Genomic DNA, 16,727 nt, shown 5'->3' on the forward strand with positions numbered 1-16,727 from the left:
GCTCAGGACTCAGCACTTAAATTTGATAAGGCTTGAATTGCAGCTTGAATAATACAGTCATAGTGGGGTAATGATAGATCAATTTCTAGGGCATCTTCACGACTAGTCCCTAGTAAACCGATTTTACTCCCTGGTTGCATCATTAACACTTTACCCTCAGAATTTTTGATTCTTAACTCTGGGGGTGAAATATTTTGATAGATCCCACAGGTATATTGACGCTGGTTGTAATGGAAGTTGGTTCTTAAAGGTTTAGGGGAAGGTTGATAGAAAAGTTGCAATGGTGAATCTTTGGCAAGTCTGACTCCTACCAACTCCATCTCAATGGTAGTGTTACCGTTAAAGTGATTTTCGCGCAATTTGTAAGCTATATCTAATAGTGAAGGTAGAGGAAAGTAATCACGCCACCGCCAAGCGATCGCTTTTATTCTATACTCTTGCTGATTAATATTTTGGCTGAGGGTGAGTTTAATGTGACCTTTGCCGACAACTTTTTGCTCGACAACTTTGACGTTAGCTGTCCAAAATACCGGATCTGGGTTATCAATACCGCAGGGATGAAGGGTATCTAATTGTTGGTAAAGTTCTGGGTTGATTTGATTAAAATTCGCCTGAGCATCGATTTGCAGTAATGGCTTGAGGTGTTGCGGTTCAAGACATTGGTTGGCGAACTCACATAAACGCGATCGCAATTCTTGTAAATTCTCAGCAGGTAAAGAAAATCCGCCGGCGGCTTTGTGTCCCCCGAACTTTCCTAGTAAATCTTGGCAATATTCCAACGCTTCAAATACATGAAATTCGGGTATTCCTCTAGCTGAACCGCGAATGTGAGTTTCATTTTCGTAAGTACCGATAAATACAGGTACACCGTAACGTTCAACTAAACGGGAAGCGACTATTCCAATTACACCATGATGCCAATTAGGTTGGACAACGACTAAAACCCTATCTTGTGGAAGAGACGCGATGAATTGAGCCTCTACAAATGCGATCGCTTCTTGCTCGATTTGCTCACATAATTGTTGACGGGTAGTGTTGACTTGTTCGCATTGGATGGCTCGTGCCAGTGCCAATGACATATCATCTGTAGTCAGTAATTCAATCACCGTCTGGGGATCACCAATGCGTCCAATCGCGTTAATCCGGGGGCCGAGGCGGAAACCTATGTCTTCTGGTTTGAGGGTTTTGGGATTGGGGACTGGGGATTGGGGACTGGGGACTGGGAAAGAATAGTTCTCCACTGCTCCCTGCCCCCTGCCCCCTGCCCCCTGCCCCCTAGCCTGTACTCCCCCTACCTGAATCAAAGCCTGCACCCCTGGTAGTTGGGATTTGGGTAAGAGTTTCAAGCCACGTTTTACCCAGCGACGGTTAACGCCGGTTAAGGGTGCTAAATCTGCGATCGTTCCGAGGGTGAATAGTGCTAGCATCGGCTGAATTAGGCCTTTAGTGTTGCCTAATTTTTGCGCTAAAGACACCGCTAAGATGTAGGCTACACCTACACCCGCAATTCCCCGATAAGGTGAAGTTTCGGCTATCAGTTTGGGATTTAAGATGGCGTTGGCTGGGGGTAATTTCTGGGGGATGTCGTGATGATCTGTAATAATCACCTTTAAACCCAGTTCTCTGGCTCTGGCTATGGGTTCAAAAGCGGAAATGCCATTATCTACAGTCAGGATTAACTCTACACCTTCACTCTTGAACTCTTCCACAATTCTTTGATTAATCCCGTAACCTTCGTGCATCCGGCTGGGGATGGCGTAATCTACCTGCGCGCCTAAACTGCGGAGACTCCGCCACAGTAAAGCCGTGCTAGTCATCCCATCGGCATCATAATCACCACAGATGGCTATTTTACTTTGAGAGGCGATCGCAGCTTGCAACAATTCCACACTCAATCCCAAATCTGGAAATTCTGCTAAGGGTGACGGTAAATCGAGAGATTCGGGGTTTAAAAAGGCTTGTGCTTGTTCTAGGGTTTCAATGCCACGATTGATTAGTAATTGGCTGACAATTGGTGATAGATGCGTTGCTAATGCCAATTCTGCGGCAAATTCTGGCTTTTGCGGGTAAATTTGCCAACGCTGATTGGGTAAACGCCTAGGAGATGTGGAAGAAACAAGTCTATCTATCACTGTGGGAGTTATGAGTGGGAAATTCACTATTATTGCTCAACTCATAACTCATCATACTTTCTGTTAACGATTAGAAAACATTTACCCGACCATCATTAAGTATATAAAGAGAGCGATCGCCTGGGTTACGCCAAGTAGGACGAATATCTACGCGTAATGTCCCGAAATTTGGTTTAGAAACCACGGCTTGCAAGGGTGAGCCGGTTTTATCCCAAAAAACCAGGGAAATATTCGGCGTTGTACCGTCTCCATGCTCTAACTGTAATTTCTGTCCAGGTTGCAAGGGAATGGCTCTATTACCTTGGATTTTTTCGAGTTCTACTAAATTAGATGTGTGATTAACTACTTCTAGACGAATACGTTGACCAGGGATAAACTGTAAGGAACGAGGGCTACAATTAGAAGCACAAGTTCCTGCTAGTGTGGTGTTGGGATAATCTATCGATGCCACCAAAAGAGTAGCTGCGACTAATGCGATTGGCAATTTTTTAAACATAAGCTACCGGATAACTACTGATAAAAATGGTAGCCCATAGGTTTCTGATTAAGCCTCAGCAAATCTTCCAGAAGTTTACAACACTATGACTTTAGCTGATTGTGCAATTCATCTCATGATGGGGCGATCGCATCATCAGTACACCCATTAATGAGATAGATTCTTTATTGCTAATATCCTTATGATTGTTGTAAATTAACTATTAATACTTTCACAGTTAAGAATAACTTGCAATTTCTTACTAAAATTGCCGTTAAAACATGACAAATATCCTGACGGAAGAGCAAATCAATCAAATTGAACAGGAAACTCTAGAAAATTTAGAAGTATCGTATAATACCAAAGGATTTGATCAAATTCAGAGAATCCGCAACCGCTTATATGATACCTATTCTCAAATAGTTGAATTCCGTCCCGGATTAAGACTAGAAATCTTTGACGATTATTACTACCAACAATTGAGTTGTAAAATTAATCACTATAGTTTTTATGCACTTACAGCTAAATTTTATTTAGCGGGTAATCATAATGTAATTTGTCCCGGTATTGCAGGAGTTAAGGAAAATTATCAAGAAACTGTAGGAAATAATTACTTATTCTACTTGCCAGATATTGAAGAAACTGAGCAATTTTTTGCAGGCGATCGCATCTATTTAATTAGAATTTGTATAGACCTAGATTTCCTGAAAACCTTCATCAATGGTCTAGAAGATTTACCCAAACAGTTACAGCCTTTCCTAGAAAAAGACTCTCCACCTCTGTTTCACCGTCCAGTGGGTAAGATAACCCTACCCATGCAGACAACATTACAGCAAATTCTCAATGTACCCTATCAGGGCATGATACAAAGAATGTATCTCGAAGGCAAAGTCCTAGAGTTACTAGCTTTGCAGTTTGCTCAACTGATAGAGGCTGACGGAGATAAACAACCCTTGATTAATCTCAAAGCTGGTGATGTTGAGAAAATTTATCATGCCAGAGATATTTTAACCAAAAACTATGATCATCCACCCTCATTAATTGACTTAGCCAAAAAAGTCGGCATGAATGACAACAAACTCAAGTACGGTTTTCGTGAAGTATTTGGTACTACAGTATTTGGATATTTGCGCGACTATCGCCTGGAAATAGCGCGAAAGTTGTTACAGGAACAGAAGCAAAACGTGAGAACTGTAGTCAACACAGTTGGTTATGCTAATCAAAGCCATTTCGCCGCCGCCTTTAAACGTAAGTTTGGCATCACACCCCAAGATTGTCGGTTAGGTCGATTTTTAGAGAAGTGTTAAATGAGATAACAAACGGTAACACTCAGTTTGTAACCTAACAATGAAAAAGTTGATAGTTTTAACTACCGTATAAATTTTAGTAAAATGGTCAAATCTACCTATTACGACAACATTGCTCACCTTTACGACCAAACCCGTTGGTTAACAGAGTCCGTCGCTGAGGAAGTTGCCGATTTTATTCTTAAATTAGTGAATGCAACGCCTGAGACATCTTTTTTATAACCTGGAATTGGTACGGGCTTAAATGTTATTCCTTTCGTCAGACGGGGCTATTCTGTAACTGGAATTGATACTTCTCAAGCAATGCTTGATCAATTAAGACAAAAATTTGACAAAGTTTGAGATATGGGCTTATACAGCAAGCTAATACTAGCTTTTAGGGTACATTAGATGCTAAGAATCTTTTGAGAATAGCGAAAAACTCTTATCTGACGCACCCTACGAATGTGCCGTTTGCGTAAGTCTTAATATAGTCTCTCATTTGTTTCTATTTTCTCAAGTAAACTGTGTAGATAATTCTAAGTAAATGGTACTTATCCTTCAGGAATCAGCAGATTGTTATCAACCATTGACAGAAAATAACAACACTCCGCAATCAACTATCTGGCAAGCTCACATACATGATCCGCAAGGTTTCAGTCATGGTTATAGACAATGGTTTCATTTGCGCCCAGGAATATCTCTGCTCACTGATAACTATCAGTTAAATGACGATTTAATTGTGGAGAAAATATCTTCTCCTAACTGTCTGTGGTTAGAGTTGAGTTTTAGTATATTTGGTAATAATAATAATGAAGATGTCTACTCAGGACAAAATTTCTTATATGTATATAGAGAATTAGGCAAAGCTGGTTATACTAAATGGCAAGCTCAGGAAAGAATTTTAAAGTTTGATATTCATATTGAATATTCACAAATTCAAAAATTACTTGCTCATCAAATGGATGTATTGCCTCTAAGCTTTAGACAAATGTTTGAAAAGAACGATGATGAGCCTAATTATCGGAATTTTGGCATTACCACCCACGAAATGCAAACTGTTTTACGTCAAATTTTAAATTGTCCATATCAAGGTTTGACAAAACAACTTTATTTGGAAGGTAAAATATTAGAATTATTAGCTTTACGTTTAGAATATCTACAAGAAAATCCTAATTTTAATAGAAACACGACTTTGAAATCTCATCAACTTGATAGTATTTATCATGCAAGAGATATTTTAATTAATAATATCAATAACCCACCTTCATTAATAAATTTAGCCCGGCAGGTAGGATTAAATGATTGCACACTAAAAAAAGGTTTTCAAGAGGTATTCGGTACTACAGTTTTTGGATATTTACACGAATATCGAATGGAACAGGCGAAAGAATTACTCTTAGAAAAGAAAATGAATGTGACTCAAGTAGCTCAAATCGTCGGCTACGAAGCACGTACTTCTTTTATCAGGGCTTTCCGTAAAAAGTTCGGTGTGAGTCCTACTGCTTATGTGCAAAAAAATTCCGCTTAGGTAACAGAAAAATTCCCGTTACGTCACACTTAGAGCTTTATTTCTCCGTTTAATTACAGTAAGATTCTTGCTAATTATTACTAATAACAGAAGCAAGTCTCTATGAGATGACACACAATATACACCTCATTTTGACTGTACCTTTCTGTATGTGAGGAGAAATGTTGATTAAACCAGGTTTATTAAATAGTTTGTGCTTGGCGACAATAGTATCAATTTTCATCAGTAATCAAACTGTACGGGCAGAGGTAAACACGACACGCAATAAATCTCCTCAACTGAGTAAAGGTGTCTCAATACTGGTGCAAGCACCGACAAATGAAATTGTAGAAGTAACAGGCGTGAAAGCGAATCCCACAGAAAAAGGTGTGGAGGTGATTCTACAGACTACCTCTGGGGAAAAACTACAACTGGTAAATCGCAGTCAAGGTAACGCATATATTGCTGATATTCCTAATGCACAGTTACGTTTACCTAGTGGTGATAGTTTTACATTCACTTCCCCAAAGCCAGTGGAGGGAATTAGTGAGATCACAGTTAGTAATGTCGATGCTAATACGATTAGGGTGACAGTCACAGGTGAGGCGGGATTACCTGTAGTAGAGTTATTTGATAGTGATGAGGGTTTGATTTTGGGAGTGGCGATCGCAGCACCATCACAGACACAAGTTACACCAACACCAGAACTAGAACAACCAGCAGCTACAACTGATCAGCCTATTGAACTGGTAGTAACAGGACAACAAGATAGCTATCGTGTACAGAATGCTGCGACTGCGACTAGGACTGATACACCCTTGCGCGATATTCCCCAATCAATTCAAGTGATTCCTCGGCAGGTGATTGAGGATCAACGCGCTACCCAGTTGAATGAAGCATTGCGGAATGTCAGTGGTGTACAGCCATCCAACAGTGCGGGGAGAACGCGCGATCGCTTTGTCATTCGGGGATTTGATGATTTCAATTCAGTAATTCGAGATGGGTTTAAAGAAAATACCTCTGTATATAGAGAAACTGCCAATATTGAACGCATAGAAGTGTTAAAAGGCCCGGCTTCTGTCTTATTTGGACAACTAGAACCAGGGGGAGTAATTAACGTTATTACCAAGCAACCCCAGAGAGAACCCTTTTTAACTATGGGTTTAGAGGCGGGAAGTTATGGCTTTTTCCGTCCAACAGTTGATTTTAACAGTCCTCTCAACGACTCTAAAACCTTGCGTTTGCGAGTTAATGCAGCTGTAGAAGTTTCCGAATCCTTCCGTGACTTTGACAAAGAGACTAGCCGCTTTTTTATTGCGCCTGTATTAGCATGGGACATTGGCGATTCCCTTCGGGATAGCTCCGCTTCACGCACAAATTTAGTCTTTGACCTAGAATACTTAAAAGACTCTCGACCATTTGATCGGGGTTTAGTAGCATTAGGCGATCGCGTTGCTGAGATTCCCTTCAATCGCATCTTAGGCGAACCCTTTGATTCTAAAGAAGTAGAAGACTTAAGGATTGGTACTCGCTTTGAGCATGGCTTCAATGATAACTGGAAACTGCGCTCTGCCTTCCGAATTGTCTCCACACAAACATCTAGTTTTGTAACTGAACCCGGTAGTTTGGATGAAGCCACAGGTTTATTATCTCGTGATTTTGGTGTAGATCGACCTACACCTGATGAAACCTACGCTTTTCAAACTGATCTGATCGGTAAATTTAAAACTGGTGGGATTGAACACGAACTTGTAATTGGCTTTGACTTTAACCGCCAAACTAACTTCGTTGACGATCGCCGCAGCGCACCAGCACCCGCTATTGATATTTTCAACCCAATCTATTTGACTGCTAGACCCAATATAGAATCAGATCCGTTTCGGGGTTTATTTGCAGCAGATAACATTGGTATCTATATCCAAGACCAAATTAAACTGGCAGAAAATCTCAAACTCCTCATTGGCGGACGTTACGATTTTGCCAATCAGAGTTTCCTGAGTATTGTCGATGGCGTGAAATTCTTTGATATATCCGATCAAGCATTTAGCCCCCGCATAGGCATAGTATATCAACCAATTGCACCCCTCTCTCTCTACGCCAGTTATAGCCGTTCCTTCGCGCAAAACTTCGGGATTCAACGGGATAACTCACGCATAGAACCAGAACGAGGAACACAATACGAAGTTGGTGTAAGAGGAGAATTTTTAGATGGTAAATTAATTACGAGTTTAGCGGGTTATGAGATTACCAAAACCAATGTTTCCACACCAGATCCCGCAGATTTAAACTTTTCTATTCCCGTTGGCGAAGTGCGGAGTCGAGGGATTGAATTTGATATTGCTGGAGAACTGGTTAAAGGCTGGAATATTATTGCTTCCTACGCCTATACAGATGCCAAAATTACAGAAGATAATACCGATGTGAAAGGAAATCGTCTCAATCGAGTGCCAGAAAATAGTGCTAGTATTTGGACAACCTACGAATTGCAAAGTGGGGCTTTGCAAGGTTTGGGTATGGGTGTGGGACTATTTTTTGTAGGTGAACGCCAAGGAGACTTAAGTAATTCCTTTACCGTTCCCGGTTACACCCGCACTGATGCTGCTTTGTTCTATCGTCGAGATAACTGGAATATAGGTCTCAATTTTAAAAACATTTTTGATGTTAACTATATTGAGTCCACCACATCCCGCGCATCAATTGATGCTGGTATTCCTTTTACGGTTATCGGTTCGTTATCTGTAAAATTTTAATTGGGGACTGGGGATTGGGGACTAATGAATCTCGACAAGTTAACGAAGATCCGATTGCTAGTAGTTGCAGACGACAGTGCAAATGAATACTTGGTTTAAGTATATAAAATTATTGCTAGTATCAGTTTGTACTTGTTTGCTAGTGACAGGCTGTAACAGTAACGTATCAGAATTACCAAGTAATCAGACTACCAGCAATATAACTACAAATTGCCGTGTAATTAATCATGAAGCAGGTAAAACGCAGATTTGCGGACAACCTCAAAAAGTTGTAGCTCTGAGTCCGCCTGTGTTAGATATGATGCTTGCTTTGGGTGTGCAACCTGCGGGTTATGCGGAAGTAGACTTGCTCAATAGTAAAGTATTTGATCGACCCAAAGAGCAAATTCCCTACCTTGGCGATCGCATTACCAGCCAACCGATAAATATAGGCGATCGCGGTAATCCTTCTTTAGAAAGTTTATTGCAACTGAAGCCAGATTTGATTTTAGGTGAAGCCGCTTATAACGAAACTGAATACCAAATCTTAAACAAAATTGCACCGACAATTTTAATAAATCATCGAGATGGTATCACTCCAGCTTGGCAACAAACAATCTCAATTATTGCCCAAGCTTTAGGAAGAGAAGACAAAGTATCAGCAGTTATAGCAGAGTATGAGCAGAAAATATCCCAAGCCAAAACTGCGATCGCTCCTATAGCTCAACACCAGGAGTTATTACTGTTAGCATTTAGGGGAATTACTCTCAACTCATTTACCTTTGGAGCAGAAACCTTTGCTGGCGGACTATTACAAGACTTAGGCTTTAAGCTTGTTAGTCCTAAATCCACAGAATATGAAGTGGCGTTGGAAGTATTACCCAAATTTAAGTCCGATTTAATTGTGGTTATGCCTTCAGGAAATAACAATATAGAAAACGCCAAGCGTCAATGGAGTCAAAATCCGATTTTACAGTCTATATCTGCTCACAATACAAATCGAATTTACTTCATTGATTACCAACTAGCCAGTCGCATTCGCGGGCCGATCGCTGCGGAATTGTTTGTTACTCAAATTTATCAATTGCTGTCTTGATATTATCTCTCAGTATGTTTGATATATCAAATATGACACATTAAATAATATCTGCTTCTTTGGAATTGCAGACATTAACAAACTAATAATAAAATTTATCATTTTGATTTTCTTCACTTAATTTGTGTAGATAATTTCAACCCAATGGTACTCATCCTTCAGGAATCAGCAGATTGTTATCAACCATTGACAGAAAATAACAAATACCTTCTCCGGCAATGTAGGTAATAGGTGACGGTGAAGAAAATAAGAGGAATGTGAACGGCTGATTTCTATTTTTTGCTGTATTTTTCACTATATTACAACACTTAATGATATTATTTATCAATAAATTTTTCTGTTTATATTACTCAGATGACTAAACACACCCTATTCGTTTGCAAATCTTGCCACCGTTCATCCGAAGAATTAGCAGAAAATGAGCGTTGTGATGGCAGTATTTTACTTGACAAAATTACCACTTTATCATTAGAAAGATTCTCAATAGAAGAACTGGAAATTCAGCCTGTAGGATGTTTATGGGCTTGTAGCCGTGGGTGTGTTGTGGCGATTTCCAGCCCTGAAAAGCCAACCTATTTGCTTGTGGATCTACCTCCAGATGCAGAAAATGCCTTAGCATTACTCGAATTTGCACAGATGTACATTGATAATCGCAAAGGGGTGTTTATGTGGGAAAAACTCCCTAAAGAGTTGGAATCTGTCATTTTTGCAAGTATTCCTTCTGTACGGACAAAGCCTGAAAATTAGGTTTGATTTGCAGCATCAAGTTTGGTGCTGCTTACTTGTACCAAACAACATTTGTAACTCTAGATACTACTTTTCTAGATAAATTAATGATAATATTTATCATTAATTTAGTAAATTCAAAATACAAAATCCCAAGTTCCATGACCCTTGTTTTACAAGAATCAGCAGATTGTCACCTTTTAAGTCCGTCAAATCTACGAGATCAGGACTGTGCATTTCAGCCAAAAACTTACGAACTTCAGCTATATGACCCAAGGGAGATGAGTCATGGTTATAGGCGTTGGTTTCACTTGCATCCCGGAATTTCTCTTTTAGTAGATGATTATAAGTTGCAAGAAAACCTAGTTGTTGAAATTTGCCCAACTCAACCTTGTACTTATTTAGAATTAGGTTTTAATCTTTTGGGTCATTATCCTAGTATGGATTTAAAAAGAGGACAAAATTTTATCGGATTAGAACTAGATACTGGCGAAGCTTGTTGGAAGGAATGGGAAGCACAGGAAAGGGTTTTAAAATTAGATATTCATATTGAATATTCTTTATTTCAAAGTCTGATATTTCTTCATTTAAATACATTACCTGTCAATTTTAGGAAACTCATTGAAAAAGCTAATAGCGATGAAATGAATTATCTGCAAATTGGCAGGACAACACCCCAAATGCAAACTATCTTGCAACAAATTTTAAATTGTCCATATCAGAGTTTAACGAGGCAACTTTATTTAGAGGCTAAAGTATTAGAATTAATGGCACTACGTTTGGAAGATTTACAAGATTCAATTGGGTTAAATACTACTATTCTCAAGCCGATACAAATCGATAGTATTTATCAAGCTAGAGATATTCTCATTAGTAATTTTACTAATCCCCCAACATTAATAGCGTTAGCACGGCAAGTCAATCTGAATGATTGCACTCTCAAAAAAGGCTTTCAGCAAATATTTGGTACAACTGTCTTTGGTTATTTGCATAACTACCGTATGGAACAAGCCAAAGAATTACTTTTAGATGCCAAGTTAACTGTCAATCAAGTAGCCCAATATGTAGGTTATGCTAGCCGTAGTGCCTTTATAACGGCTTTCTGTAAAAAGTTTGGTGTGAGTCCTAGCGTTTACTCGCGCAAAAATTCCGTTTAAAGAACTAAAAAATTCCGTTTAGAGAACATCCCAAACTTTAGCTTTTCCCCAGATTCACGTAAGATTACTGAGAATACTTACTAATAAGACTTGCGTTTGTAATTCAAACAATATTGCTAAAGTCATTGTCCGCTTGAGTTACGGACAAATTGTGTTATCTGATGTGGGGAGTTTCGATGAAGTTAGATAAATTATTTCCAAACTTGCTGCTGACAAGTGCGATACCTTTGACAATGGGTATTTTATTCGCCACTCCCACACAAGCCAAGACAGTGGGAGAGGATAAAATCAAACTTTCTGTAACTAATGCTCGCATTTTGGCACAAACTCCAGCCCCCACTCAACAGACTCTGATTCTCATTACAGGAGTAAAAGCAAATTCCACTGCAAAAGGAGTGGAAGTAATTTTAGAGACAAGTCAAGGGGAGCAACTGCAAGTTACTAATCGCAGCACGGGAAATAATTTTATTGCAGATATTACTACAGGGCAATTGCAACTACCCAACGGAGATGCTTTTACATATCGCTCAGAAAAACCTCTAGAGGGAATTACAGAGATAACAGTTGCAAATCTTGACGCGAATACCGTACGAGTTACGGTAGTTGGTGAAACAGCCTTACCTGCGGTTGAGTTATTTGATGATGATGCAGGGTTGATTTTGGCTGTTGAATCTTCAAGCATAGCTACACAACCACCAGAAACACCAACTAATGATACACCTCCAGTAGAACCCACAGCCCAACAAGATGAACCAATTGAGTTAGTAGTAACGGGAGAACAAGACAGATATCGCGTACCCAACGCCTCAACTGCGACTAAAACCGATACGCCTGTGCGCGATATTCCTGGTTCGATTCAAGTGATCCCTCGTCAAATCTTAGAAGACCAAAAAACCACGCGCATACAAGAAGCTTTGGAGAATGTTAGTGGTGTCAACAAACAAGGTAATTATGGTGGTACAGATGCGGGTGGATATAAAATTCGTGGTTTCGATCAGGATGGCAACTTCCGCAATGGTTTTAATGATACTGACTTTTATTCTTTGGTAGACCCAGCTAACATCGATCGCATCGAAGTTCTCAAAGGCCCGGCTTCGGTACTATTCGGTCAGGCTGAACCAGGAGGAATTATCAATGTTGTCACCAAACAACCCCTGAGAACTCCTTATTATGCGGCTGAGTTGAATGTGGGTAATTATGCCTTTTATCGCCCTAGTTTTGATATTTCTGGGCCACTTACAGATGATGGTTCACTGTTGTATCGGTTGAACGTAGCTTATCAAAATTCGGGGAGTTTTCGAGATTATAACTTTCTAGAACGTGTATTTGTCGCACCTGTAATTACTTGGAATATTAGCGATCGCACTTCTTTAACCTTTGACTTAGAATACCAGGACAACGATTATCTCTTCGATCGCGGTATTCCTTCCCTGGGAGATAGACCTGCTCCCATCCCTATTAGTCGCTTCGTCGGTTTGCCACACGTTTATGACGATAGCACTTTTCGGGTTGGCTATCGATTAGAGCATGAATTTAGTAAAGACTGGCAACTGCGTAATGCGTTTTCCTTTGTTTCTGGTAAATCCTCTGGAACTTATGCCTATGGTGGATATGATCTAGTTGATGACCAGTTTGCCCCCATATACGTGAGTCGTGATGAGTTCACACGCGACATCTATACTCTACAAACAGAAGTAGTTGGCAAGTTCAAGACGGGATCGATTGTCCTTGCCGCAACGTGATCGCTTTCTTATATAAATACATTGCCTTGGTTTTACTCACAGCCATCTTGATGGCAGCTTGTCAAGGTGATATTGCTGTTCAACCTAAGTTAGAAAGTAATTTACCACAGTCTTCTGATTGTCGAGTGGTAGAACACGCAGTAGGAAAAACCAAGATTTGCGGTAAACCTCAAAAAATCGCGGTTCTCGAACCTAAGATGCTGAGTCTGGTGTTAGCCTTGGATGTGCAACCTGTTGCTTACGCCGATGCTTATTTAGTGCGATCGCCTAAATTTGATAACCCTAGCCAACAGATTCCCTATTTAGGAAGATTCGTCACCAGTCAACCGATTAATTTAGGCGATCGCGATCGTCCCTCCCTAGAAGCGTTGACTCTACTCAAACCCGATTTGATTTTAGGCATGAACTTTCAGGAAAATCAGTTATTGCCTGCGATCGCCCCAACTGTCTTGATAGATAATGATAAAAACTGGCAGGACAACATTAAAATTATCGCCAAAGCTCTTAATAGTCAGAAAAATATCTCATCAATCATCACCTCACAACAGCAACAGCTAGCTAAAGTCCGCACTCAATTAGCCCCTCTCATCAATACCCATCCGCGAGTGCTAAATATTGTTTGCAGTCAAGCGATGGACTATATAGAGGTTAGATACAATGGAAATACGATTGAACTCCTAGAAACAATAGGCTTTCAGACTGTATTGCCCCCAGGTATAGAACGAAAATTAGGGTTAAGACCACAGATTAATCTAGAAACTCTGGCTCAACTCGACGCAGATATTATTATTGTTAGTACCTGGCTAGATAATTGGAATGGTGAATCTACTTACAAAGTTCCCCTCCAAGAACTCAAGGAAAAATGGGCGAAAAATCCCCTCTTGCACAATTCACAAGCTTGGAGAGAAGGACGAGTTTACTTTGTAGACTACACTCTATGGAGTGGTGTAATTGGCGCACCTATTGCCAATACTCTCATCTTGGAAGAACTACCCGCACTCTTGCTTTCATACACAGCATCCCAATAAGAATACTTCCTGTTGCTGCATCTCCACTTTTGTTGTCAGCTATTGGCTGCTTACTTGCAGGTTCGTGTCAGAACTTAATCATACTCTCCGTCTATGGTTCAAAACTCTCCGTCTACTATATAGACTTACACCTCGTAAATTACATAAACTCATTCCACAGACAGTTGCAAATTATTTGCAATATTGAGCTTGATTTTGTGGAGTGAGGGGTATGGAGTCTCGACCATCGAAAGAAATGATGTCAGCAGGAATTGTGTTGGCATTTGTCTCATTGCTTGTACAACCAGCTGTTGCAGAAACTAAATCACATCATTCTATTAGTACGGCAAAGTTATTACTCGTGCAACAAAATGATGTTTCACCTGTGCAAGTTACAGGTGTAAAAGTCAATCCTACAGATAAGGGTATCGAAGTTTTTTTAGAAAGTACCAACCCAGAAGCACTGCAACCTGTTACTAAAAGTGAAGAAAATAGTTATATTGCTGATATCCCGAATGCGGTTTTAGCACTACTGGAAGGGAAAGATTTTAGCATTGCTAATCCAGTCAAGGGGATTGTCTCTGTCAGTGTCACTCAAGTTGATGCTAACACTGTGCGGGTAACGGTGACGGGTGAGGCGGGTTTACCAACAGCAGAGTTATTTGATAGTGGCGAAGGTTTAATTTTTGCACTTGCACCGGTAGCTGAAGCAACAGAGCCATCACAGCAGCCAGAACAGCCGACAAGTGAAACACCACCAGAACAACCAACAGCCGAGACTGATGAACCGATTGAATTAGTAGTAACCGCTACACGGACGGAACAAGACCTACAAAACATACCACGTTCTGTAACTGTGATTACCCGTGAGCAACTTGAGCAGCAAACTACGGTTAATCGCGATTTGCAAAGTATTCTGAGTAACACAGTTCCCGGTTTAGGAGCCAGTTCAGACTCACAACAAAGTTTTGCTCAGACTTTGCGGGGAAGACCTCCTTTAGTATTGGTGGATGGAGTACCAATTAGCTCTAATATTGATAATGATACATCCGTCGCTAACTTACGTCGGATTGATGTTGAGGCTATTGAACGGATAGAAGTAGTACGCGGTCCGAGTGCGGTTTATGGTGATGGTGCTGCGGGTGGAGTGATTAATATTATTACCCGACGACCTAGTGAAGATAAGGTAGTCTCCAATGCAGAAATTGGAGTACGTTCTGTTGGTAATTTCAAAGGTGGTAGTTTTGGTAACTTTTTAAGCTACGGCATTTCCGGTAAGCAAGGAGGGGTAGATTTTATTGCTTCTTTCACCCGTGATAGCTTTGGAACACCGTTTGATGCAGAAGGCGATCCCATACCATTATTTGGTGATGCGGAAGCTGAAAGTGCTTCGATTAACTTTTTAGGTAAGCTGGGGTTTGAATTAGGTTCGCAACAGCGATTGCAAATTACGGCTAATTACTTTAATGATGATCAAAATCAGTATGGAGATTATGATTTAACTGTAGGAGAAATACCAGGAATTCAAAAAGCACGTCTCCTAGATAGACCAGTTGAGTTTGTTAATTCCTCAGATCCTTTTAACCGAGGAACTGTAATTCAATTTGATTACACCCATAACAATATCCTCAATAGTCAACTGCAAGCACAGGCATATTATCGTCAAACTAAAACAGCTGCAACTTTGTTTGATAACCGCATATTTGATCCAGATAGCATTTTAGATGTTGGTCGTTCGGTCGTGACATCAGAACGATTTGGAGGACGTTTACAGTTTGATACAGCTTTATCAAGTAAATTGAACTTACTGTGGGGTGCAGATTATTCCAGTGAAGATAGTAAAGGAGATTACGATTTATTTGATGTTGACGAGTTTGACAATAGCGGTGGAAGAAGAGCGCGAAAAATCGGCTCATCAATTCGGATCGCTCCTTTTACTATCAAAAACTTGGGTTTATTTTCTCAAGTAAAATGGGAAGCAAGTGAAAACGTATCCCTGAGTGGTGGGGTACGCTATGAAAATATCAATGTGTCAGTTGTTGACAATTGGGTGGATGGAAGCACTGGATTATCTTATCGGGGTGGAGAGAAAACTTTAGATGATGTGGTATTTAATGCGGGTGTAGTTTACAAAGCCACACCAACAATTAGTCTATTTGCTAATTTTGCTCAAGGATTTTCACTTCCTAATATTTCAAGGATAGTACAGCGTCCCCAAGCGGGTTTTAATTTTGCTGAAGATGTGGAATTATCAGCACCGCAAAAAGTTGATAGCTACGAATTAGGAATTCGCGGACAGTGGAGAAATTTTCAAGCTTCCCTAGCTGGATTTTATAGTTATTCGAGTTTAGGTACTACGGTACAATTTGAAGATTTTGGTAGCGATTTTAGAATTTTACGCGCTCCTCAACGCAATTATGGTATTGAATTAGCAGTAGATTGGCAACCGAATGATCAATGGAAATTGGGAAGTACATTAACTTGGAGTGAGGGAGAAAGGGAGGACTCAGAAACAGGTGAATTTGTGGCAATTACTGGCTATGAAATTTCACCTCTAAAACTAACTGCATACTTGCAAAATGAAACCTTACCAGGATGGAACAATCGTCTTCAAGCATTATATATTGGAAATAGAAACCGTGCTTTTGATGCAGGCGTTGACCCGATTGGTATAGATAGTTATTTTGTCATGGATCTAATCAGCAGTCTCAAGCTGGGTGATGGTACGTTGAGTTTGGGTGTAAGGAATTTACTTAATAATCAATACTTAAATGTTACCAACCAACTTAATGCAGGTTTTGACGATTCCTATGCCTTAGCGGCTAGAGGTAGAACCTTTACCTTAAATTATCGTTGGAGTTGGTAAT

At 40.1% G+C, this 16,727-nt stretch carries 13 protein-coding genes; 11 read left to right on the top strand and 2 right to left on the bottom strand.

Going from position 1 to position 16,727, the window contains the following annotated elements; genetic code table 11:
* Nucleotides 1-2: 2 nt before the first annotated feature.
* Together NOS7524_RS10415 and NOS7524_RS10420 are read right to left on the bottom strand one after the other, a co-directional pair.
* A complete protein-coding gene (locus NOS7524_RS10415) occupies nucleotides 3-2,159 on the bottom strand; it encodes a single-stranded-DNA-specific exonuclease RecJ (RefSeq protein ID WP_015138445.1) in 2,157 nt (718 codons plus the stop codon).
* A gap of 43 nt (nucleotides 2,160-2,202) precedes the next feature.
* On the bottom strand, nucleotides 2,203-2,628 hold the full coding sequence (locus NOS7524_RS10420; protein WP_015138446.1) for a hypothetical protein: 426 nt from the start codon (nucleotides 2,626-2,628) through the stop codon (nucleotides 2,203-2,205).
* A gap of 260 nt (nucleotides 2,629-2,888) precedes the next feature.
* Between NOS7524_RS10420 and NOS7524_RS10425 the strand changes: the two genes are divergently transcribed.
* The 11 genes from NOS7524_RS10425 to NOS7524_RS10465 all read left to right on the top strand — a co-directional run bounded on the left by NOS7524_RS10425 (nucleotide 2,889) and on the right by NOS7524_RS10465 (nucleotide 16,726).
* Nucleotides 2,889-3,914 (top strand): helix-turn-helix domain-containing protein, encoded by a 1,026-nt coding sequence (locus NOS7524_RS10425; protein WP_015138447.1) that lies wholly within the window; start codon nucleotides 2,889-2,891, stop codon nucleotides 3,912-3,914.
* Nucleotides 3,915-3,998: 84 nt separating this feature from the next.
* Nucleotides 3,999-4,136, top strand: a complete 138-nt coding sequence (locus NOS7524_RS30640) for a hypothetical protein (RefSeq protein ID WP_235622418.1) — start codon at nucleotides 3,999-4,001, stop codon at nucleotides 4,134-4,136.
* Between the two features lie 6 nt (nucleotides 4,137-4,142).
* Nucleotides 4,143-4,256 (top strand): methyltransferase domain-containing protein, encoded by a 114-nt coding sequence (locus tag NOS7524_RS30645; RefSeq protein WP_268742005.1) that lies wholly within the window; start codon nucleotides 4,143-4,145, stop codon nucleotides 4,254-4,256.
* Between the two features lie 184 nt (nucleotides 4,257-4,440).
* Entirely contained in the window at nucleotides 4,441-5,424 is a 984-nt protein-coding gene (locus NOS7524_RS10430) for a helix-turn-helix domain-containing protein (protein ID WP_015138448.1), read from the top strand.
* A gap of 161 nt (nucleotides 5,425-5,585) precedes the next feature.
* Nucleotides 5,586-8,153, top strand: coding sequence for a TonB-dependent siderophore receptor (locus tag NOS7524_RS10435; protein WP_015138449.1), 2,568 nt, complete (start codon nucleotides 5,586-5,588; stop codon nucleotides 8,151-8,153).
* Nucleotides 8,154-8,235: 82 nt separating this feature from the next.
* Nucleotides 8,236-9,228, top strand: a complete 993-nt coding sequence (locus NOS7524_RS10440; RefSeq protein ID WP_015138450.1) for an ABC transporter substrate-binding protein — start codon at nucleotides 8,236-8,238, stop codon at nucleotides 9,226-9,228.
* A gap of 354 nt (nucleotides 9,229-9,582) precedes the next feature.
* Nucleotides 9,583-9,975, top strand: a complete 393-nt coding sequence (locus NOS7524_RS10445) for a DUF1636 family protein (RefSeq protein WP_015138451.1) — start codon at nucleotides 9,583-9,585, stop codon at nucleotides 9,973-9,975.
* A gap of 140 nt (nucleotides 9,976-10,115) precedes the next feature.
* Nucleotides 10,116-11,111: a helix-turn-helix transcriptional regulator gene (locus NOS7524_RS10450; RefSeq protein WP_015138452.1), complete on the top strand. Its 996-nt coding sequence runs from the start codon at nucleotides 10,116-10,118 to the stop codon at nucleotides 11,109-11,111.
* 176 nt (nucleotides 11,112-11,287) lie between these two features.
* Entirely contained in the window at nucleotides 11,288-12,853 is a 1,566-nt protein-coding gene (locus NOS7524_RS10455; RefSeq protein ID WP_015138453.1) for a TonB-dependent receptor plug domain-containing protein, read from the top strand.
* Nucleotides 12,850-13,881: an iron-siderophore ABC transporter substrate-binding protein gene (locus NOS7524_RS10460; protein ID WP_015138454.1), complete on the top strand. Its 1,032-nt coding sequence runs from the start codon at nucleotides 12,850-12,852 to the stop codon at nucleotides 13,879-13,881. Before NOS7524_RS10455 ends, NOS7524_RS10460 begins: the two co-directional genes overlap by 4 nt.
* Before the next feature lie 211 nt (nucleotides 13,882-14,092).
* On the top strand, nucleotides 14,093-16,726 hold the full coding sequence (locus tag NOS7524_RS10465) for a TonB-dependent receptor domain-containing protein (RefSeq protein ID WP_015138455.1): 2,634 nt from the start codon (nucleotides 14,093-14,095) through the stop codon (nucleotides 16,724-16,726).
* The last annotated feature ends 1 nt before the right edge of the window (nucleotide 16,727 follow it).

The organism is Nostoc sp. PCC 7524 (genome assembly GCF_000316645.1).
GTDB lineage: Bacteria > Cyanobacteriota > Cyanobacteriia > Cyanobacteriales > Nostocaceae > Trichormus.

Coding starts and splice junctions, on each gene's coding strand:
- NOS7524_RS10430 (WP_015138448.1), top strand. CDS start 4,441: ATGGTACTTATCCTTCAGGAATCAGCAGATTGTTATCAACCATTGACA.
- NOS7524_RS10425 (WP_015138447.1), top strand. CDS start 2,889: ATGACAAATATCCTGACGGAAGAGCAAATCAATCAAATTGAACAGGAA.
- NOS7524_RS10445 (WP_015138451.1), top strand. CDS start 9,583: ATGACTAAACACACCCTATTCGTTTGCAAATCTTGCCACCGTTCATCC.
- NOS7524_RS10455 (WP_015138453.1), top strand. CDS start 11,288: ATGAAGTTAGATAAATTATTTCCAAACTTGCTGCTGACAAGTGCGATA.
- NOS7524_RS10465 (WP_015138455.1), top strand. CDS start 14,093: ATGGAGTCTCGACCATCGAAAGAAATGATGTCAGCAGGAATTGTGTTG.
- NOS7524_RS10435 (WP_015138449.1), top strand. CDS start 5,586: ATGTTGATTAAACCAGGTTTATTAAATAGTTTGTGCTTGGCGACAATA.
- NOS7524_RS10450 (WP_015138452.1), top strand. CDS start 10,116: ATGACCCTTGTTTTACAAGAATCAGCAGATTGTCACCTTTTAAGTCCG.
- NOS7524_RS10420 (WP_015138446.1), bottom strand. CDS start 2,628: ATGTTTAAAAAATTGCCAATCGCATTAGTCGCAGCTACTCTTTTGGTG.
- NOS7524_RS30640 (WP_235622418.1), top strand. CDS start 3,999: ATGGTCAAATCTACCTATTACGACAACATTGCTCACCTTTACGACCAA.
- NOS7524_RS10440 (WP_015138450.1), top strand. CDS start 8,236: ATGAATACTTGGTTTAAGTATATAAAATTATTGCTAGTATCAGTTTGT.